General features: G+C 68.4%; 18 protein-coding genes. All 18 read left to right on the top strand.

The features are described 5' to 3' along the window. Positions 1 to 507 precede the first annotated feature (507 nt). A complete protein-coding gene (dksA, locus tag UC35_RS24505; RefSeq protein ID WP_415752710.1) occupies positions 508 to 1263 on the top strand; it encodes an RNA polymerase-binding protein DksA in 756 nt (251 codons plus the stop codon). Between the two features lie 1275 nt (positions 1264 to 2538). Next, positions 2539 to 2691, top strand: a complete 153-nt coding sequence (locus UC35_RS24510; RefSeq protein WP_415752711.1) for a hypothetical protein — start codon at positions 2539 to 2541, stop codon at positions 2689 to 2691. 205 nt (positions 2692 to 2896) lie between these two features. Next, positions 2897 to 3181, top strand: coding sequence for an STAS domain-containing protein (locus UC35_RS24515; protein WP_227820571.1), 285 nt, complete (start codon positions 2897 to 2899; stop codon positions 3179 to 3181). A 117-nt stretch (positions 3182 to 3298) separates the two neighbouring features. After that, positions 3299 to 3850: an ATP-dependent protease subunit HslV gene (gene hslV, locus UC35_RS17130; protein WP_061501805.1), complete on the top strand. Its 552-nt coding sequence runs from the start codon at positions 3299 to 3301 to the stop codon at positions 3848 to 3850. A gap of 57 nt (positions 3851 to 3907) precedes the next feature. After that, positions 3908 to 5224: an ATP-dependent protease ATPase subunit HslU gene (gene hslU, locus UC35_RS17135; protein ID WP_061501807.1), complete on the top strand. Its 1317-nt coding sequence runs from the start codon at positions 3908 to 3910 to the stop codon at positions 5222 to 5224. 220 nt (positions 5225 to 5444) lie between these two features. Further along, the gene (mraZ, locus tag UC35_RS17140; RefSeq protein ID WP_061501809.1) at positions 5445 to 5873 is read left to right on the top strand and encodes a division/cell wall cluster transcriptional repressor MraZ; all 429 of its coding nucleotides are present in this window, start codon (positions 5445 to 5447) and stop codon (positions 5871 to 5873) included. A gap of 9 nt (positions 5874 to 5882) precedes the next feature. Next, positions 5883 to 6803: a 16S rRNA (cytosine(1402)-N(4))-methyltransferase RsmH gene (gene rsmH, locus UC35_RS17145; protein WP_061501811.1), complete on the top strand. Its 921-nt coding sequence runs from the start codon at positions 5883 to 5885 to the stop codon at positions 6801 to 6803. Then, positions 6800 to 7084 (top strand): cell division protein FtsL, encoded by a 285-nt coding sequence (gene ftsL / locus UC35_RS17150; RefSeq protein ID WP_061501813.1) that lies wholly within the window; start codon positions 6800 to 6802, stop codon positions 7082 to 7084. The genes rsmH and ftsL overlap by 4 nt, the downstream gene beginning before the upstream one ends. Beyond that, positions 7081 to 8814 (top strand): peptidoglycan D,D-transpeptidase FtsI family protein, encoded by a 1734-nt coding sequence (locus UC35_RS17155; RefSeq protein ID WP_061501815.1) that lies wholly within the window; start codon positions 7081 to 7083, stop codon positions 8812 to 8814. The genes ftsL and UC35_RS17155 overlap by 4 nt, the downstream gene beginning before the upstream one ends. After that, positions 8814 to 10295: a UDP-N-acetylmuramoyl-L-alanyl-D-glutamate--2,6-diaminopimelate ligase gene (locus UC35_RS17160; protein ID WP_061501818.1), complete on the top strand. Its 1482-nt coding sequence runs from the start codon at positions 8814 to 8816 to the stop codon at positions 10293 to 10295. The genes UC35_RS17155 and UC35_RS17160 overlap by 1 nt, the downstream gene beginning before the upstream one ends. Before the next feature lie 5 nt (positions 10296 to 10300). Then, the gene (locus UC35_RS17165; protein WP_061503899.1) at positions 10301 to 11686 is read left to right on the top strand and encodes a UDP-N-acetylmuramoyl-tripeptide--D-alanyl-D-alanine ligase; all 1386 of its coding nucleotides are present in this window, start codon (positions 10301 to 10303) and stop codon (positions 11684 to 11686) included. Continuing rightward, positions 11676 to 12854, top strand: coding sequence for a phospho-N-acetylmuramoyl-pentapeptide-transferase (mraY, locus tag UC35_RS17170; RefSeq protein ID WP_061501819.1), 1179 nt, complete (start codon positions 11676 to 11678; stop codon positions 12852 to 12854). The genes UC35_RS17165 and mraY overlap by 11 nt, the downstream gene beginning before the upstream one ends. Positions 12855 to 12856: 2 nt before the next feature. Beyond that, complete coding sequence (gene murD, locus UC35_RS17175; protein WP_061501820.1) at positions 12857 to 14365, top strand: UDP-N-acetylmuramoyl-L-alanine--D-glutamate ligase; 1509 nt, start codon at positions 12857 to 12859, stop codon at positions 14363 to 14365. A gap of 58 nt (positions 14366 to 14423) precedes the next feature. Then, the gene (gene ftsW / locus UC35_RS17180; RefSeq protein WP_082793341.1) at positions 14424 to 15632 is read left to right on the top strand and encodes a putative lipid II flippase FtsW; all 1209 of its coding nucleotides are present in this window, start codon (positions 14424 to 14426) and stop codon (positions 15630 to 15632) included. Then, on the top strand, positions 15629 to 16696 hold the full coding sequence (gene murG, locus UC35_RS17185) for an undecaprenyldiphospho-muramoylpentapeptide beta-N-acetylglucosaminyltransferase (RefSeq protein WP_061501824.1): 1068 nt from the start codon (positions 15629 to 15631) through the stop codon (positions 16694 to 16696). The genes ftsW and murG overlap by 4 nt, the downstream gene beginning before the upstream one ends. Positions 16697 to 16763: 67 nt before the next feature. After that, complete coding sequence (gene murC, locus UC35_RS17190) at positions 16764 to 18176, top strand: UDP-N-acetylmuramate--L-alanine ligase (protein ID WP_061501827.1); 1413 nt, start codon at positions 16764 to 16766, stop codon at positions 18174 to 18176. After that, a complete protein-coding gene (locus UC35_RS17195) occupies positions 18173 to 19159 on the top strand; it encodes a D-alanine--D-alanine ligase (protein WP_227820360.1) in 987 nt (328 codons plus the stop codon). The genes murC and UC35_RS17195 overlap by 4 nt, the downstream gene beginning before the upstream one ends. After that, on the top strand, positions 19156 to 19941 hold the full coding sequence (locus tag UC35_RS17200) for a cell division protein FtsQ/DivIB (protein ID WP_061501828.1): 786 nt from the start codon (positions 19156 to 19158) through the stop codon (positions 19939 to 19941). The genes UC35_RS17195 and UC35_RS17200 overlap by 4 nt, the downstream gene beginning before the upstream one ends. The last annotated feature ends 20 nt before the right edge of the window (positions 19942 to 19961 follow it).

The following is a 19961-nucleotide window of genomic DNA, read 5'->3' on the forward strand; positions in this document are numbered from 1 at the left end:
CAACTGATGGCCTTCCCTTTCGGCAGGCCGTCGGCCCGGCGAGGGGGTGAAAACCCCAGCCGTGAGGGCCGTCAGGGGGGCAATCAGGGTATAACTCGCGTTGATGAAGGCGATCGACTCCAAGAACGAGGACAGCCCGCGAAAGAGCGGCATTTGCATGCCGTGGCCGCGGGCGTGAGGAGACAGGAAGTGAAGCCTCAACCGAAGGCCACTGCGAAAGCAGCCAAACCCGCCGCCAAAGCCAAGACCCCCTCCAAGCCGGCCAAACCGGTAGCCAAGTCCACCCGGACCGTGGCCAAGACGCCGGCGAAGAAGGTGCCTGCAAAGGCAGCGGCGACCAAAGTTCCGGCGAAGAAAGCAGCGGCCAAACCGGCGCCGAAGGCAGCGGCCAAGAAAGCGCCGGCCAAGACCGCCGCGAAGAAATCGCCCGCCACCAAGGCGGCCCCTGCGAAGGCGGCCGCCAAGCCCACCCCCCGGAAGACGGCGCCGGCGCCGAAGTCCGCGCCGGTGGTGAAAGCAACCCCTGCCAAGGCGGCGGCGACCGCCGGAGCCAAAACATTGAAGGCGGGCGCGCCCAAAGTCGTGCCCGCTGCAGCACCCGTTGTGGCGCCTGCGCGCGCCATGCCACCACGGCCGACCCCGGCCGCGGCGGCCGCCGAACCGACACGGGCCACCAAACCCTCGGCGCGACTGGCGCAGATCACGGTGCCTTCGATGGCGCAGGCCGTGGCGTCCACCGCAGCCAAAGCAAGTTATATCCAGACGATGTCCCCTTCAGTCCTCACGCCGCCCCCCCTGGTGGCGATCAAGAAAGATCCCAAGCTCGCCAACAACTGGAAGACCAAGGCGGCCGAAGAACTGTCGGACGCCGAGGTGCTGGCGATGCCGGACTCGGAATACATGAACGACAAGCAGATGGCGTTCTTCCGCCTGAAGCTGATGCAGCTCAAGCAGGACATCCTCAACAGCGCCGGCGAGACCACCGAGCACCTGCGCGAGGACACCGTGATCGTCCCCGACCCGGCCGACCGCGCGACCATCGAGGAAGAGCATGCGCTCGAGCTGCGCACGCGCGACCGCGAACGCAAGCTGCTCAAGAAGATCGAGCAGTCCATCGCGCGCATCGACGCCGGGGACTACGGCTATTGCGACGAGACCGGCGAACCGATCGGCGTCGGGCGCCTGCTGGCGCGTCCCACGGCCACGCTGTCGCTCGAGGCGCAGCAGCGCCGCGAGCTGAAGCAGAAGATGTTCGGGGACTGAGGGCGCGCCTCCTTTCATCCCGCAGTACACCCAGCACCACTACCGAAGCCACATGCCGCCGAAAGAAGAAGGATCCGGCCTGCTTTCCAAGGTGGTGAAGTTCGTCAAGAACCCGACGACGAATTGGGGCGACCTCGACGGCGCGGACTCGGACCGCGAGAGCAGCTACTCCAAGCAGATGCTCAAGGAGATGATCGAGCGCAAGCGGCGCAACGACTTCGTCCGCAAGCGTGAGTTCGACATGCTGCGCAAGATGCGCCGCAGCGAGGTGATGGCAGGCCAGGATCCGGCCGCGCGCCCCTCCTTCTTCCAGAGTTCGATGCCGTCCAAGCCGGACGACCGCGCGACCACGCTGAAGAAGATCGACGAGATCGAGGCGCAGATGTCCATGCAGTGGTGGAAGACCAAGCATGGCGAGACCGGCGCGGGCCGCCTGGGCACCACCACCAGCGTTCCGCTGGGGCAGCAGCCGCCTAGCGCGGAGTCCGCTTCGGGCCGCTCCATGGCCTACACCCGGACCGAGCCCCAGGAACTGGAAGCGAAGGTGGTGCGCACCCAGCCCCTCGCATTCGAAGCCATGCTGCCGGCGGCGGAGCCGTCCCCGGCGCTGCGCGATGCCGGCGCATCCAGGCCGTCCTTCCAGCCAAGCAGGCCAGCCGAGGGCGCACGCGCCGCAGCTGCGGCGGCGGATGCCCTGCGCATGGCGCCGCGTGCGCCCGTGCCGCCGGCCCCGGCGCCGTCCACTGCCGGCGCCGAGCTGCCTTCCGAGCCGGCCAGCGGCTTTACGCAGTCCAAGCAGTTCGCGATCCACGTCGACGAATTCGCGCACGACCCCGAGCTGGAGGAAGCCGCCATCCGTTTCGCCAACGGCGATGACGCCGGCGCGGAAACCGGCCTGCTCGAAGTGCTGGGTCCGCGCGGCTCGCGCATCGACCATGACGAGACCTGGCTGGCGCTGTTCGACCTCTACCGCGCCATCGGCCAGCAGGAGCGCTTCGAGACGGCGGCCATCGAATTCGCCGGCCGCTTCGGGCGTTCGGCGCCGCAGTGGTTCTCCATGCCCGAGGCGGTCGGGCGCATGAGCGGGCCGGCGTCGACCCCGACGGGACCGATGGGCGTCGCGAACTGGACCTCACCGGCCACCCTGGGGACGCAATCGATCGCGGCCATGAATGCGGCCCTGGCCAAGGCACAGGCGCCCTGGAGACTCTCCTGGGTCAAGCTCAATGCGATCGACGAGGCGGCGGTGGAGCCGCTGACCCGGCAGTTCACGCAGTGGGCCTCGCAGCCGGTGCAGCTGCGTTTCATCGCCGCCGACAACCTCGAGCAGGTGCTGAAGAACGCGACGCCCTCGGGCGACCGGTCCGTCAGCCCGGCCTGGTGGAAGCTTCGCATGGAAGTGCTGCGCGTGATGCACCGGCCCGATGAATTCGAGCTGGTGGCGCTGGACTACTGCGTCACCTACGAGGTGTCGCCGCCCTCGTGGGAAAGCGCACGCTGCGAGTACAAGCCGCTGCAGGCGGACGGCAGCGCGGTGGCCGGGCACTCGGTGATCGAGGCCTTCCGCGATTCCATGTCCTCGGGCATGAGCGGGTTTGGCGACACCGGCGCGGCAGCGCTCAGTTCGCAGATGATGAACATCGTCTCGGTGGAGCTGGCCGGCCAAGTGCTGGGCGACGCCACCGAGGCGCTGGAGCAGCTGGAATCCAAGACCCTGGGCGCCGATGTGATGACCATCGCCTGCGCCCGGCTGATCCGCATCGATTTCACCGCGGCCGGCGGCCTGCTCAACTGGGTGAGCGCCCGTCAGGCCGAGGGGCGGCAGGTGCAGTTCGTCGAGGCGCACCGGCTCGTGGCGGCCTTCCTCAACGTGATCGGGATCAGCGCGCACGCCCGCGTTCTGGCGCGTACCGACTAGGGTCTGCTTACACTGTTTCTGGCTGTGCGTTGCGAGTCAAAAACAGTGTAAACAGGCCCTTACGCTTGTGCCGACGGTGCGGCTTGCAAAGCCCGGGTCCGTCACCATTTTTCTTCGATGGAACAGTTTCACGGCACGACCATCGTCAGCGTGCGGCGCCAGGGCGCCGATGGCCGCTGGCAGGTGGCGATCGGCGGCGACGGCCAGGTCACCTTGGGCAACGTCGTCGTCAAGGGCACGGCCCGCAAGGTGCGTAAGCTCTACCACGACAAGGTGCTGGCGGGATTCGCGGGCGCCACGGCTGATGCCTTCACCCTGTTCGAGCGCTTCGAGGCCAAGCTGGAGAAACACCAGGGCCACCTGGTGCGCTCGGCCATCGAGTTGACCAAGGACTGGCGCACCGACCGCGTGCTGCGGCGCCTGGAAGCCATGCTCGCGGTCGCCGACCAGGACGCCTCCCTGATTATCACCGGCAACGGCGACGTGCTCGAACCGGAGCACGGCATCATCGCCATCGGCTCCGGCGGCGCCTATGCGCAGGCGGCGGCCCGGGCCTTGCTGGACAACACGGAACTGCCGGCGCGCGACATCGTGAAGAAGTCGCTCGAGATCGCCGGTGAGCTGTGCATCTACACCAATATGAATCACACGATCGAGGTGCTCGGCTGAGTGCCGGCTCCGAAGTTCGTCCCGGCCGGCTAGCGCTGGTCCCAACGCCGAGTCGCCATGTCTTCCATGACCCCCCAGGAAATCGTCTCCGAACTGGACCGCCACATCGTCGGCCAGCATGAAGCCAAGCGCGCGGTGGCCATCGCCCTGCGCAACCGCTGGCGGCGCCAGCAGGTGGACGAGAAGCTGCGCGGCGAGATCACGCCCAAGAACATCCTGATGATCGGCCCCACGGGCGTCGGCAAGACCGAGATCGCCCGGCGCCTGGCGCGCCTGGCGGACGCGCCCTTCATCAAAGTCGAGGCGACCAAGTTCACCGAGGTGGGTTACGTGGGCAAGGACGTGGACTCCATCGTCCGCGACCTGGTCGAGATGTCGGTGAAGCAGACCCGCGTGTCCGAGATGCGCAAGGTGCGCTCGCGCGCCGAGGACGCCGCCGAGGACCGCGTGCTCGACGTGCTGGTGCCGCCGCCGCGCATGGGTGAGCCGCAGGCCGAGGGCACGGCGCGGCAGACCTTCCGCAAGAAGCTGCGCGAGGGCCTGCTGGACGACAAGGACATCGAGATCGACGTGGCCGAGCAGCGCCAGCCGCTGGAGATCATGGGTCCGGCCGGCATGGAGGAGGTGACCGAGCAGCTGCGCGGCATGTTCAACCAGTTCGGCGGCGCCCGGCGCAAGACCCGCAAGCTGAAGATCGCCGAGGCGATGAAGCTGCTGGTCGACGAGGAGGCCTCCAAGCTGGTCAACGAGGACGAGATCCGCACCGCGGCCATCCACAACGCCGAGCAGAACGGCATCGTGTTCATCGACGAGATCGACAAGGTGGCTTCGCGCTCGGAGATGTCGGGGGCGGATGTCTCGCGGCAGGGCGTGCAGCGCGACCTGCTGCCGCTGGTCGAAGGCACCACCGTCTCGACCAAGTACGGACCGATCAAGACCGACCACATCCTCTTCATCGCCAGCGGCGCCTTCCACCTGTCCAAGCCGAGCGATCTCATCCCCGAACTCCAGGGGCGGCTGCCGATCCGGGTGGAACTGAAGTCGCTGTCGGTGCAGGACTTCGAGGCGATCCTGACGCAGACCCACGCATCGCTGGTCAAGCAATACGAGGCGCTGCTCGCGACCGAGGGCGTGACGCTCGAGTTCACGGCCGATGCGATCACCCGCATCGCCCACATCGCCTACGAAGTGAATGAGCGCACCGAGAACATCGGTGCCCGGCGCCTGGCCACGGTGATGGAAAGGCTGCTGGAAGAGGTCAGTTTCGACGCGACCCGGCTGGCCGACAAACACGTGCGGATCGACGCCGCCTACGTGGATGGGCGACTCAAGGATCTCAGCCGTGACGAGGACCTGTCGCGCTATATTCTTTGAGTTTCCACTTGCATTACCTGAGCTAAGTCGTTCATTTAGAACGCTTTTTGCCGCTCAGGCAGAGTTGCTTCTAAGTTGTTGATTTCATTACAAAAAGACGGTCACGCCGCCTTGCGCCTCAGCGTTTTCCTGCTACAGTGCAAAAAAGTGCAATTAGGTGGGAAAAGGTGCCTTTTCTGGTCCCTTGAAACCTTTGCACTGACCGGCAAGGGCTCACACGTTGTTTCAAGGCGCTTCATCACTCGTTCTCGATGCCAAGGGTCGGCTCTCCGTCCCCACCCGGCATCGCGAGGTGCTGGCCGCCACCGCGAACAACCAGCTCACGATCACCCGCCATCCGCATGGCTGTCTGATGATCTTTCCGCGACCCGAGTGGGAAAAATTCCGCGACCGTATCGCTGCGTTACCCATGGAGGCCCAGTGGTGGAAGAGAATCTTCCTCGGCAACGCAATGGATGGGGAGCTCGACGGCACGGGACGCGTGCTGATCTCACCGGAATTGCGGGCCGCGGCGGGCATCGAGAAGGAAACCATGCTGCTCGGCATGGGCAACCACTTCGAGCTCTGGGATAAGACGACGTACGAGGCCAAGGAAGCGGAGGCGATGAAGGGTGCAATGCCCGACGTCTTCAAGGATTTCTCTTTTTGAGCGCAGGCGGTGGATACATGGCAGCACACCACCGTCTTGTTGAACGAGGCAGTCGCCGCCCTTCTCGGCGACTCATTCACCAAGCCGGACCAAACCTATGTCGACGCGACCTTCGGGCGCGGCGGGCACTCACGCCTGATCCTGTCGCAGATCGATGCGGCCTCACGCCTGGTCGCCTTCGACAAGGATCCCGAGGCGGTGGCGGTGGCCAATGCGATCGAGGACGAGCGCTTTTCGATCCGTCACCAGGGCTTCGCCGCGATCTCGGAACTCCCCGGTTCGAGCGTGGCCGGCGTCCTGCTGGACCTGGGCGTGAGCTCCCCGCAGATCGACAACCCCGCGCGGGGTTTTTCTTTTCGTGGCGACGGCCCGCTGGACATGCGCATGGACACCACGCGCGGCCAGAGTGCCGCCGACTGGCTTGCAACGGCCGAAGTGGGCCGCATCGCGGAGGTGATACGTGACTTTGGCGAAGAACGGTTTGCTCTTCCGATTGCAAAGGCGATTGTGGCTCGCCGACAGGAACGGGGGCCTGTTTCAACCACCGCCGAGCTGGCCCAGCTCGTGGCTGGCTCGGTCAAAACCCGCGAGCCGGGCCAGGACCCTGCAACGCGCACATTTCAGGCTCTTCGGATTTTCGTCAACGCCGAGCTTGAAGAGCTGCAACAGGCGCTAGAGGCCAGCTTGGACATCCTGCAACCCGGAGGACGGCTCGTGGCGATCAGCTTCCACTCGCTGGAAGACCGCATCGTCAAGCAGTTCATCGCCCGGCATTCGCGCGAGGCCTTCGACCGCCGCGCGCCGTTTGCCCGCGGTGAGCCGACCCGGCTGCGCGCGATCGCCCGCGTGCGGCCGACGTCCGCCGAGGTTCAGGCCAACCCGCGTGCGCGCAGCGCCATCATGCGCGTGGCCGAAAGGACGGCGGCATGATGCGGCTGAACATCGTGCTGCTGGCGGCGGTGATCGCGAGCGCCCTGTACCTGGTGCGCACCCAGTACGAGTCGCGGCGCCTGTACGCCGAGCTGGACAAGGCCACCAGCGAGTCGCGGCGCCTGGAGATCGAGCACGAGCGGCTGCAGTTCGAGAAACGCGCCCAGGCCACGCCGCTGCGCGTGGAGCAGCTGGCCAAGGAGCAGCTGCAGATGCGCGCGGCCACCCCGGCCATCACGCAGTACGTACCGCAGCATGTACAGAAGGGCGCCGCGCCATGAGCCGAAGCGTGGCCTACACCTCCAGCCCGCTGCTGGCCAGCCGGACGCCGGTCTGGCGCAGCAAGTTCATCGTGGCCGCCATCGCGCTGGGCTTCGTTGGCCTGGCGGGTCGCGCCGCTTGGGTGCAGGTGTTCGGCAATGCCTTCTTCCAGAAGCAGGGCGAGGTACGCTTCGCCCGCACCCTGGAGCTGCCGGCCAACCGCGGCCGCGTGCTCGACCGCAACGGCCTGCTGCTGGCCACCAGCGTGCCGGCTCCCAGCATCTGGGCCGCGCCAGACGACATGGAGCGCGACCGGGCCAAGCTGGCCAAGCTGGCCAGGCTGCTGGAGATGCCGCTGCCCGAGCTGGAGAAGAAGTTGGGCGACGAGGACCGCACTTTCGTCTGGCTCAAGCGCCAGGTCGACGAGTCCGTTGCGCAGCAGGTGGCGGCGCTGCAGATCAAGGGCGTGTTCCAGCGCAAGGAATACAAGCGCCAGTATCCCGAGGGCGAGGCCGCGGCGCACGTGGTGGGCTTCACCAACGTCGAGGACCGCGGCCAGGAAGGCGTGGAGCTCGCGTTCGAGAAAGAACTGGCGGGCCGGGCCGGCTCGCGCCGCGTGATCAAGGACCGGCTGGGCCACATCGTGGAGGACGTGGGCGAGCAGGTGCCGCCGGTGGACGGCCGCGACCTGCAGCTGTCGATCGACAGCAAGATCCAGTTCTTCGCTTACCAGAAGCTGCGCGACACGGTGATCGAGAACAAGGCACGCGGCGGCAGCGTGGTGGTGCTCGATGCCACCACCGGCGAGGTGCTGGCGCTGGCCAACTACCCGAGTTACACGCCCGGCAAGCGGCAGAACCTGTCGGGCGAGCAGCTGCGCAACCGGGCGCTGACCGACGTGTTCGAGCCCGGCTCCACGATGAAGCCGTTCACGGTGGGACTGGCGCTGGACAGCGGGCTGGTAACGCCGCAGACGCCGATCCAGACCGCGCCGGGCTACGTGATGATCGGCGGCATGAAGATCTCCGACTCGCACGCGCACGGCGTGCTGACGGTGCAGGAGGTCATCCAGAAATCGAGCAACATCGGCACGCTCAAGATCGCGCTGCAGATGCAGCCGCGACAGATGTGGGAGCTGTTCACGCAGGTGGGTTTCGGCCAGAAGCCGCAGATCACCTTCCCCGGCGCGGTGAGCGGCCGGCTGCGCCCCTACAAGACCTGGAAGCCGGTGGAGCAGGCCACCATGTCCTACGGCTACGGGCTGTCGGCTTCGCTGTTCCAGATGGCGCGCTCCTACACCGTGTTCGCGCACGACGGCCAGGTCATCCCGGCCACGCTGCTCAAGAGCCCCGAGTCCGCGGCGGGCGTGCAGGTGTTCACGCCGGGCACGACGGGCGAGATGCGCAAGATGCTGCAGATGGCCGCCGGCCCCGGCGGCACCGCACCCAAGGCGCAGACCCTGGGCTACTCGGTGGGCGGCAAGTCGGGCACCGCCCACAAGCAGGTCGGCAAGTCCTACGCCAGCAACAAGTACCGTTCGTGGTTCGTGGGCATCGCGCCGATCGACAAGCCGCGCATCATCGTCGCGGTGATGGTCGACGAGCCGTCGGCAGGGCGCTACTACGGCGGTGACGTGGCCGCGCCGGTGTTCAGCGCGGCGGTGCAGCAGACGCTGCGCATGATGGGCGTGCAGCCCGACATGAACGTCAAGCCGCAGATCGTGGTCAACGCGGTGGAGGAATCGTTCTGATGATCGAACTCCGCACGCCCCAGCAGGCCGTCCAGTGGCTGCGCGGCCGTGTCACCGGCACGCTGCAATGCGACAGCCGCAAGGTCGGTCCCGGCGACGCCTTCATCGCCTGGCCGGGCGCGGCGACCGACGGCCGCCGGCACGTGGCGGCCGCCATCCGGCAAGGCGCCGCCGCCTGCCTGGTGGAGCGCGAGGGCGTGGAAGCCTTCGGCTTCGACTCCGAGGCCATCGCCGCCTATCCGCAGCTGAAGGCCGCGACCGGCCCGGTGGCGGCCGACTGGTTCGGCCACCCGACGGCGCAGCTCGACGTGCTGGCGGTCACCGGCACCAACGGCAAGACCTCGTGCGCCTGGTGGCTGGCGCAGGCGCTGTCCAACGCCGGCATGCCGTGCGGCGTGATCGGAACCCTGGGCACGGGCCGCCCGCCGCAGGTCGAATTCTTCGGGCTCACCACGCCCGACCCGGTGCTGCTGCAGCGGCAGTTCCGCCGCTTCGCCGACGAAGGCCTGAAGGCCTGCGCCATCGAGGCCTCCTCCATCGGCATCGTCGAGCGGCGCCTGGACGGCACCCGGATCCGAGTCGGCATCTTCACCAATTTCACCCAGGACCACCTGGACTACCACGGCACCATGGAAGCCTACTGGGATGCCAAGATCGAGCTGTTCGGCTGGGCCGGCTTGCAGGCGGCAGTCGTGAACATCGACGATGAAAAGGGCCATGCGCTCGCGGCTTCGCTCTCCGGCCAGGGGCTCGACGTGTGGACCGTGTCCTGCCGAGAGCCCGCGCGACTTGCGGCCCAGGGCATCGGTTACGGCGATGCCGGCCTGCGCTTCGAGGTCTGCGAGGGGAACGAGCGCCGCGCGCTCGCCACCAGCGTGATCGGCCAGTACAACGTGTCCAACCTCCTGGGCGTGATCGGTGCCATGCGGGCCCTGGGCGTGAGCCTGGCGGACGCGGTGCGCGCCTGCGCCAGCCTGCTGCCGGTGCCCGGGCGCATGGAGCGCCTCGCCGAGCCCGGCAAGCCGCTGGTGGCGATCGACTACGCGCACACGCCCGATGCGCTGGACAAGGCCCTGCTGGCGCTGCGTCCGCTGGCTGCGCAGCGCGGCGGCCAGCTGTGGTGCGTGTTCGGCTGCGGCGGCGACCGCGACGCGACCAAGCGCCCGCTGATGGCCGCCGTGGCGGAAAAGAACGCCGACTGCGTGGTGGTCACCAGCGACAACCCGCGCATGGAAAAGCCCGAGAACATCATCAGCCAGATCCTGCTGGGCCTTTCGCACGACCAGTGCGTGCAGGTGCAGGCCGACCGCGCCCTCGCCATCCAGGAGACCATCGCCGCCGCCGCGGCGCGCGATGTCGTGCTGATTGCGGGCAAGGGCCACGAGGACTACCAGGAGATCCGCGGCGCCAAGCTGCCGTTCTCCGATCGCGAACGCGCACAGGCTGCGCTGGCCGCCCGGCAGGCGGAGAGGGCGGCATGAGCAAGATGTTCACGCTCGTGCAGGCGCTACCCTGGATTCCCGGCGGCCGGCTGGCCGGCGACGGCGCCGTCGCGGTGCGCCGCGTCCACAGCGACTCGCGCACCCTGGAGCCGGGCGACCTGTTCGTCGCGATCCAGGGCGAGCGCTTCGACGCCAACGATTTCCTCGAGGAAGCGCAAGCGAAAGGCGCCGTGGCCGCGATCGCCCACACCGGCCGCCTGCCGGCGGGCTTGCCCGGCATCGAGGTGGACGACAGCAAGCTGGCGCTCGGTTCGCTGGCGGCGGGCTGGCGCGCGCAGTTCCAGCTGCCGCTCATCGCGGTGACGGGCAGCAACGGCAAGACCACCGTGACGCAGATGGTCGCGGCCATCCTGCGCGCCTGGCAGCCGCAGGCCATGCTGGCCACGCAGGGCAACCTGAACAACGACATCGGCCTGCCGCTGATGCTGCTGCGCCTGCGCGCGACGCATCGCATCGCCGCCTTCGAACTGGGGATGAACCATCCGGGCGAGATCGCCTACCTGGCCGACATCGCCAAGCCCACCGTGGCCATGGTCAACAACGCCCAGCGCGAGCACCAGGAATTCATGGCCACGGTCGAAGCCGTGGCGCGCGAGAACGGCTCGGTGCTTTCCGCGCTGGGTCCCGGCGGCGTCGCGGTGTTCCCCGCGGGCGAGGAGTTCACGCCGCTCTGGAAGGCAACGGCAGGCACGCGAGCCTGCACCACATTCGGCGACGCCCATTCGGGCGCCGACATCGTTCTGGCCGGGGCTGAATGGCATGAGGGGCACTGGCAGGTGAGCGTGCAAACGCCCGCCGGCCCGTTGGCCTACCGACTCCATATCGCCGGCCGCCACAACGTGCGCAACTCGCAGGCCGCCGTGGCCTGCGCGCTGGCCGCGGGCGTCCCGCTGGCAGCGATCGCGCAGGGGCTGGAAAGCTTCGAGCCCGTGAAGGGCCGCTCGCGTGCGCTGTCGGCGCGCATCGCGGGCCGTTCGGTCACGTTGGTGGACGACAGCTACAACGCCAACCCGGACTCGGTGCGCGCGGCGATCGACGTGCTGGCCGAGCTGCCCGGCCCGCGCCTGCTGGTGCTGGGCGACATGGGGGAAGTGGGCGAGCAGGGCCCGCAGTTCCACGCCGAAGTGGGCCAGCATGCGCGCGCGCGCGGCATCGAGCAGCTGTTCACGCTGGGCGAGCAATCGCGGGCGATGCAGGGCCGCCACTTCGAGGACATCGAGGCGCTCAATGCGGCGGTGCTGGCCGAACTCGGCGCCGCCGCCAGCGTGCTGGTCAAGGGATCGCGGTTCATGAAGATGGAGCGCGTGGTCGAGGCGATCATCCGCCGCGCCGAACAAGAACAACAAACAGGAGCCTCCCATGCTGCTTAGCCTGGCGAGCTGGCTGCAGACACTCAGCCCGGAATTCGGATTCCTTCGCGTCTTCCAGTACATCACCTTCCGCGCCGTGATGGCCGCCATGACGGCGCTGCTGATCGGGCTGATCGCCGGCCCGGCGGTGATCCGGCACCTGACGGCGCTGAAGATCGGCCAGCCGGTGCGCGGCTACGGCATGCAGACGCACCTGGTCAAGAGCGGCACGCCGACCATGGGCGGCGTGCTGATCCTGATCTCGATCGCCGTGTCCACGCTGCTGTGGTTCGACCTCACCAACCGCTTCGTGTGGATCGTGCTGGCGGTGACGCTGGGCTTCGGCTCGATCGGCTGGGTGGACGACTGGCGCAAGGTGGTGCGCAAGGACCCGGAGGGCATGCGCTCGCGCGAGAAGTACTTCTGGCAGTCGCTGATCGGCGCCCTGGCGGCGCTCTACCTGGTGTTCAGCATTTCCGAGAGCTCCAACTGGCGGGTGCTGCAGCTGTTCTACACCTGGGTCGCCTCGGGCTTCGACGTGAACCTGCCGCCCAAGGCCGGCCTGCAGGTGCCTTTCTTCAAGGAAGTGAGCTATCCGCTGGGCGTGTTCGGCTTCATGATCATGACCTACCTGGTCATCGTCGGCTCCAGCAACGCGGTGAACCTGACCGACGGCCTGGACGGGCTGGCGATCATGCCGGTGGTGATGGTCGGCTCGGCCCTGGGCGTGTTCGCCTACGTCACGGGCAGCTCCGTCTATTCGAAGTACCTGTTCTTCCCGCACATCCCGGGCTCGGGCGAGCTGCTGATCTTCTGCGCCTCGGTGGCGGGCGCGGGGCTGGCTTTCCTGTGGTTCAACGCCCATCCGGCGCAAGTCTTCATGGGTGACGTGGGCGCGCTGGCGCTGGGCGGCGCGCTGGGCACCATCGCCGTCATCGTGCGGCAGGAAATCGTGCTGGCGATCATGGGCGGCATCTTCGTGGTCGAGGCGATCTCCGTGATGGCGCAGGTCACCTACTTCAAGTACACCAAGAAGAAGTACGGGGAAGGGCGGCGCATCCTGAAGATGGCGCCACTGCACCACCACTTCGAGAAGAGCGGCTGGACCGAGACCCAGGTCGTGGTGCGCTTCTGGATCATCACCATGCTGCTGTGCCTGCTGGGCCTGTCGACCTTGAAGCTGAGGTGAAGATGGAGCTTCAAGACAAGAGCGTCCTCGTCCTCGGCCTCGGCGCCTCCGGCCTGGCGATGGCGCGCTGGTGTGCGCGCGAGGGCGCGCAGGTCACCGTCGCCGACACGCGCGAGGCGCCGCCGCAGCTGGCGGCGCTGCGCGAGCGCCTGCCGCAGGCGAAGTTCGTGGCCGGCCCTTTCGCCGAGTCGCTTCTGGAAGGCGTGCACGCGGTCTATCGCAGCCCCGGCCTGACGCCGGCGCAGGTCGAGGCGGTGGTTGCGGCGGCGGCGCAGCGCGGCATCCCGGCCGGGGGCGAATTGAGCCTGTTCGCCGACGCGCTGGCGCTGCTGAAGGAGCAACAGGGTTACACCCCGGCGGTGCTGGCCGTGACGGGCACCAATGGCAAGACCACCGTGACCTCGCTCACCGGGCAACTGGTCGAGCGCAGCGGCCGCTCGGTGGCGGTGGCGGGCAACATCGGCCCCACGCTGCTGGAGACACTGGCCGGCAGGATCGATGCGCAGGAGTTGCCCCAGGTCTGGGTGGTTGAGCTCTCGAGCTTCCAACTCGACGCCGCAGGCGCCTTCGAGCCCACGGCGGGCGCGGTGCTGAACGTCACCCAGGACCACCTGGACTGGCACGGCACCATGCCGGCCTACGCCGCCGCCAAGGCCCGGATCTTCGGCACCGGCGGCGTGATGATCCTCAACCGCGAGGATCCGGTGGTGATGCAGATGCTGCCCGCGCCGGTGCGGCTCAAGGGTGGCAAGTACGAACAACGCGAACACGTCACGTTCGGCGGCGACATGCCGCAATGCCCCGGGGACTTCGGCATCGAGGTCGTCAACGGCATGGCCTGGCTGGTGCGTGCCCTCGAAGCCGACGAGACGCACAAGCCGCGCAAGGGCGAGGAGGTGGAACTGCACTTCCAGCGCCTGATGCCGGCCGACGCGCTGCGCATCCGCGGCCGCCACAACGCGGTGAACGCGCTGTCGGCACTGGCGCTGGCGATGGCGGCCGGCTGCCCGCTGGGCCCCATGCTGTACGGCCTGCGCGAATACCAGGGCGAGCCGCACCGCGTCGAGTCCGTGGGCGTGGTCAACGAGGTCGAGTACTTCGACGACAGCAAGGGCACCAACGTCGGCGCGACCGTGGCGGCCCTGCAGGGCCTGGGCGCCGACCGCAAGGTGGTGGTCATCCTCGGCGGCGACGGCAAGGGGCAGGACTTCGCGCCGCTGGCCGGGCCCGTGGGGCGCTTCGCCCGCGCCGCCGTGCTGATCGGCCGCGACGCGCCGCAGATCCGCGCCGTGCTCGAGCCCGCCGGCGTCAGCCTGCTCGATGCCGGTTCGATGGACGAAGCCGTCAGGCTCGCCGCGCAACGCGCCCATGCCGGCGACGCGGTGCTGATGTCGCCGGCCTGCGCCAGCTTCGACATGTTCCGCGACTATGGCCACCGCGCCGAGGTGTTCCGCGCGGCGGTGCAGGCCGTGGCCGATGAAGCCGGGGTGTCGCTGGAGGTGCGGGAATGAGCCGCACGGCCGCTCCGAAGGCTCATTGCACCGCAGCCCGCAGGGCGGAGGTTGTCCAATGAACGCGCTGGCCGCACGCCTCGGGGCCTGGCTGCCCTGGACCGGCGCCTCGCGCCCGGCCGTGCCCGCGCGCGTGCATGGGGTGGACCAGGCGCTCGTCTGGCTCACCGTCGGCCTGCTGGCGTTCGGGCTGGTGATGGTGTATTCGGCCTCGGTCGCGCTGCCCGACAACCCGCGCTTTGCCAACTACGCGCATGGCCACTTCCTGCTGCGGCACGGCGTGTTCATCGCCGTGTCCTTCTTGTTCGCGCTGCTGGCCTTCCAGGTGCCCATCGCCACTTGGGAGAAGCTCGCCCCCTGGCTGTTCGTCGCCTCGCTGATGCTGCTGGTGGTGGTACTGGTCCCGCACATCGGCAAGGGCGTGAACGGCGCGCGCCGCTGGATCGGTTTCGGCCTGCTGAGCTTCCAGCCCTCGGAATTGGCCAAGTTCGCGGTGCTGCTCTACGCGGCCGACTACATGGTCCGCAAGATGGACGTGAAGGAACGCTTCTTCCGCGCCGTGCTGCCGATGGCCGCCGCGGTCGCCATCGTGGGCCTGCTGCTGCTGGCCGAACCCGACATGGGCGCCTTCATGGTGATCGCGGTGATCGCCATGGGCATTCTGTTCCTCGGCGGCGTCAACGCGCGCATGTTCTTCCTCATCGCCGCGGTGATGGTGGTTGCCTTCATGCTGATGATCGCGCTGTCGGAATGGCGCCGCGAACGCATCTTCGCCTACCTCGATCCCTGGAGCGAGAAGCACGCGCTGGGCAAGGGCTACCAGCTGTCGCATTCGCTGATCGCGATCGGCCGCGGCGAGATCTTCGGCGTCGGGCTGGGCGGCAGCGTGGAAAAGCTGCACTGGCTGCCGGAGGCGCACACCGACTTCCTGCTGGCCGTGATCGGCGAGGAGTTCGGCCTGGTCGGCGTGCTCGTCGTGATCGTTTCCTTCCTGTGGATGACGCGCCGCATCATGCACATCGGCCGCCAGGCCATCGCCCTGGACCGCGTGTTCGCCGGCCTGGTGGCCCAAGGCGTGGGCATCTGGGTCGGTTTCCAGGCCTTCATCAACATGGGCGTGAACCTGGGCGCGCTGCCGACCAAGGGCCTGACACTGCCGCTCATGAGCTACGGCGGCTCGGCGATCCTGATGAACCTGGTCGCAATCGCCGTGGTGCTGCGCGTCGACTACGAGAACAAGGTGCTCATGCGGGGAGGTCGCGCATGAACGACGTGAAATGCGCCCTGGTGATGGCCGGCGGCACGGGCGGGCACATCTTCCCGGGTCTGGCGGTGGCCGAGGCGCTGCGCGAGCGCGCCTGGCGCGTGCATTGGCTGGGCGCACCCGGCAGCATGGAAAGCCAGCTGGTGCCGCCGCGCGGCTTCAGCTTCGAGACCGTGGCCTTCTCCGGCGTGCGTGGCAAGGGCCTGACGACCCTGGTGCTGCTGCCGCTGCGCCTGCTGCGCGCGTTCTGGCAAAGCATCGTGGTGGTGCGCCGCGTGAAGCCCGACGTGGTGATCGGCCTGGGCGGCTACATCACCTTCCCGGGCGGCATGATGAGCGTGCTGCTGGGCAAACCGCTGGTGCTGCACGAGCAGAACTCGATCGCCGGCATGGCCAACAAGGTGCTGGCGGGCGTGGCCGACCGCGTGTTCACCGCCTTCCCCGACGTGCTGAAGAAGGCCGCCTGGATCGGCAACCCGCTGCGCGCCGGCTTCCTGTCGCAAGCCGAGCCCGCCGAGCGCCTGGGCGCGCGCACCGGACCGCTGCGGCTGCTGGTCGTGGGCGGCAGCCTCGGCGCGCGGGCGCTCAACGAGATCGTGCCCAAGGCGCTGGCGCTGCTGCCGGCCGGACAGCGCCCCTCGGTGCTGCACCAGAGCGGCGCCAAGCAGATTGACGAGCTGCGCGCCAACTACGCCGCCGCCGGCGTGCAGGCCGAGCTCACCCCATTCATCGAAGACACGGCCCAGGCATATGCCGAGGCCGACCTGATCGTCTGCCGCGCCGGCGCGAGCACGGTCACCGAACTCGCAGCCGTCGGTTGCGCGGCGGTGTTCGTGCCTTTCCCCGCGGCCGTGGACGATCACCAGACCACCAACGCGAAATTCCTGGTCGATGCCGGCGGCGGCTGGCTGGTGCAGCAGCGCGAGCTCACGCCCGAGTGGCTGGCCGAGCTGCTGCGCACCGTGCAGCGACCTGAACTGATTCGCCGCGCCACCGCGGCCAAGACCATGCAGAAGACCCACGCCACCGCAGACATGGTGGCCGCGTGCGAGGCACTGACCCAATGAAGCACGCTATTAAACACAAGCTCACTTCGTCGCGTATTCGAATGGCCGACGAAATCAGGAGGATCGTGTGAAACACGCGATCAAGCACATTCATTTCGTAGGCATCGGCGGCGCCGGCATGTCCGGCATCGCCGAGGTGCTGCGCAACCTCGGCTACGTGATCTCCGGCTCCGACCTGTCCGACAGCCCCACGCTGCGCCGGCTGCAGGGCCTGGGCATCCAGACCTTCCTCGGCCACGACGCCGGCAACATTGCCGGCGCCGACGCCGTGGTGACCTCCACCGCGGTGCAGGAGGACAACCCGGAAGTGGTCGCCGCACGCGCCCGCAAGATTCCGGTGGTGCCGCGCGCCATGATGCTGGCCGAGCTGATGCGCCTGAAGCAGGGCATCGCCATCGCCGGCACGCACGGCAAGACCACCACCACCAGTCTGGTGGCCAGTGTGCTGGCCGAAGGCGGGGTGGATCCCACCTTCGTCATCGGCGGCCGCCTGAACCGCGCCGGCGCCAACGCCAAGCTGGGCAGCGGCGACTACATCGTGGTCGAAGCCGACGAGTCGGACGCCTCGTTCCTCAACCTCATGCCGGTGATGGCGGTGGTGACGAACATCGATGCCGACCACATGGAGACCTACGGGCACGACTTCAAGAAGCTGCAGGGCGCCTTCGTCGACTTCCTGCATCGCATGCCCTTCTACGGCACGGCCATCCTGTGCGTGGACGATCCGGCGGTGCGCGAGATCTGGCCCGACGTCCAGTGCCCGGTGACCAGCTACGGCTTTGGCGAGGATGCGCAGGTGCGTGCGGTGAACGTGCGCGCCGAGGGCACGCAAATGCGCTTCACGGCGCAGCGCCGCAACGGCGTCACGCTGCCGGACCTGGACATCACGCTGAACCTGGTCGGCCGCCACAACGTGCTGAATGCGCTGGCCGCCATCGCCATCGCAGTGGAACTGAACATCCCCGATGAGGCGGTGCAGAAGGCGCTGGCCGAATTCCACGGGGTCGGACGGCGCTTCCAGAGCTACGGCGAACTGCCGGTACGCGACGGCAACGGCGGCGGCAAGTTCACCGTGATCGAGGACTACGGCCACCACCCGGTGGAGATCGCCGCCACGCTGGCGGCGGCGCGCGGCGCCTTCCCGGGGCGCCGCCTGGTGCTGGCGTTCCAGCCGCACCGCTACACGCGCACGCGCGATTGCTTCGAGGACTTCGTCAAGGTCGCCGGCCAGGCCGACGCGGTGCTGCTGGCCGAGGTCTATGCGGCGGGCGAGACGCCGATCGTGGCGGCCGATGGCCGCTCGCTGGCGCGCGCGGTGCGCGTGGCCGGCAAGGTCGAGCCGGTGTTCGTGGACGAGATCGCGGCCATGCCGGGGGCCATCCTCGAGCTGGCGCGCGACGGTGATGTGGTGATGTGCATGGGCGCCGGCTCGATCGGCGGCGTGCCTGCGAAGTTGGTGGAAATGGGAGGCGCTGCATGAGCGCGCTGGTGGGTATGGATGTGGATGTGAAGTCGTTCGGCAAGGTTGCCGTGTTGATGGGCGGGCGTTCCGCCGAGCGCGAGGTGTCGCTGATGTCCGGCAGCGGCGTGCTCAAGGCCCTGCAGTCCAAGGGCGTGGACGCGCACGCCTTCGACCCGGCCGAGCGCGACCTGGCGGAGTTGAAGCACAAGGGCTTCAAGCGCTGCTTCATCGCGCTGCACGGCCGCTTCGGCGAGGACGGCACGGTGCAGGGTGCGCTCGAGCTGCTCGGCATCCCCTACACCGGCTCGGGCGTGATGGCCTCCAGCATCGCCATCGACAAGGTCATGACCAAGCGGGTCTGGATTGCCGAGGGCCTGCCGACGCCGCGCTACGTGCTGCTGCACCGCGGCGTCTTCACCCGCGAGCAGGTGCGCCAGGTGCCCGACGAACTGGGCCTGCCGCTGATCGTCAAGCCGGCGCGCGAGGGTTCCTCGATCGGTCTGGGCAAGGTGCAGGGCTACTCGGAGATGGCCGGGGCGGTGGACGCCGCCGCGGCGCTGGATGCCGATGTGCTGTGCGAGCAGTTCATCAGCGGCGACGAGGTGACCTGCCCGGTGCTGGGCGAAGGCGAGGGCGCCCGCGCCCTGCCGGTGATCCGCATCGTCGCGCCGGAAGGTAACTACGACTACCAGAACAAGTACTTCACCGACGACACCAAGTACCTGGTGCCCTGCGGCCTGCCCGCCGGCGAGGAGCAGGCGATCCAGGAGATGGTGGTCAAGGCCTACCGGGTGCTGGGCTGCCGCGGCTGGGGCCGCGTGGACGTGATGATCGATGCCGCCACGCGCAAGCCCTACCTGCTGGAGATCAACACCTCGCCCGGGATGACCGGCCACTCGCTGGTGCCCATGTCGGCTCGCGCGGCCGGCATCAGCTACGAGGACCTGTGCCTGCAGCTGCTGGCCTCGGCCTCGCTCGACCAGGGAGATGCCGCCGCATGAACCCCGCGCTGCCCGTGCCGCTGGACGTCAGGCTGATGAACACGGCGGCTTCCGTCGTGTACGCGGCCTGCGCCCTGCTGCTGGCGGCGGCGCTGGCCTGGTGGGCGGTGCGCCACCCGGTGTTCTCGGTCGCGGGCATCACGGTGCAGGGCGAGGTCGCCCACAACAGCGTGCCGACGCTGCGCGCCAACGTGGCGCCGCGGCTGGCCGGCAACTTCTTCACCGTCGATCTCTCGGTCGCCCGGCGGGCTTTCGAAAGCGTGCCCTGGGTGCGCCAGGCCGTGGTGCGGCGCGAGTTCCCCAACCGCCTGCGGGTGATGCTCGAAGAGCACCGCCCGGTGGCGCTGTGGGGCAGCGAGGCCGAGTCGAAGCTGCTGAACAGCTTCGGCGAGGTGTTCGAGGCCAACGTGGGCGACGTCGAGCAGGAAGACCTGCCGCGCCTGTCCGGGCCGGACGGCCAGTCGCAGCAGGTGCTGGCGATGTACGCGGCCGTCAAGCCGCTGTTCGAGCCGCTGGACCTGGCCGTGCAGGAGCTGGCCTTGACGCCGCGCGGCAACTGGCAGGTGGAGCTGGACAACGGCGCGCTGGTCGAACTGGGGCGCGGCACGCCGGCGGAGGTCACGACGCGGGCGCAGCGCTTCATCCAGACCCTGACGCAGGTTGCGGCGCGCAACGGCCGGCGCGTGGATGCGCTGCTGTCGGCGGACCTGCGCTACGCCGAGGGTTATGCGGTACGTCTGAGGGGCGTGGGCACCACCAATGCCGACGCAGGCAAGAAATGAACGAGGGGCAACGGGCTTAG

It is taken from the genome of Ramlibacter tataouinensis (assembly GCF_001580455.1).
GTDB classification, from domain to species: Bacteria; Pseudomonadota; Gammaproteobacteria; order Burkholderiales; family Burkholderiaceae_C; genus Ramlibacter; species Ramlibacter tataouinensis_B.